This is a genomic window from Neisseria sp. P0021.S007, from assembly GCF_051956855.1.
Map to the genome: position 1 here is coordinate 1 of NZ_JBQCXA010001429.1, position 483 is coordinate 483.

At 43.5% G+C, this 483-nt stretch carries 1 pseudogene; it reads right to left on the minus strand.

The annotated features are described in order from the left end of the window. Positions 1 to 200: 200 nt before the first annotated feature. A pseudogene (locus tag ACTHUR_RS19545) lies at positions 201 to 483 on the minus strand (cell division protein FtsZ); the annotation flags it as partial.

A 483-nucleotide genomic window follows, 5' to 3' on the forward strand; every position in this document is an offset into this window, starting at 1 on the left:
GCAGAAGAAAGCATTGTATTTGTCTTGCCCAAAGAATTGCGTCGTGAGGGCGAAAACAAGCAAATTCTCAATAAAGGGTAAGTTTATTATTTACTTTATTTGAACTTAAGGCCGTCTGAAAATTTTCAGACGGCCTTAAGTATATTTTACTAATAAAAAAGACCCGCCTTAAAGGCAGGTCTTTTCATACATGATCCTGATTATTTATCAGAAGTATGTTGCTGACGGCGCAAGATAGCAGGAATTTCAAAGTCATCCAGCACAGACTGGTTGCTGAAATCAGCCGCAGTCAGGTTCATAGAACGGATATTGCGGTTAGTACGAACCAGGCTTTCAGCATTGCTTTGGCTTTGAGCTTGGGGCGCTTCTTCCGCACCGCGTACCAATTGTTGGGTACGGGCAGCAGCACGCAGTTGGTTGTCAGTACCGTTTTCTTTCAAGCCGGTAGCAATGATGGTAATACGGATAGCGTCTTCGCTCATA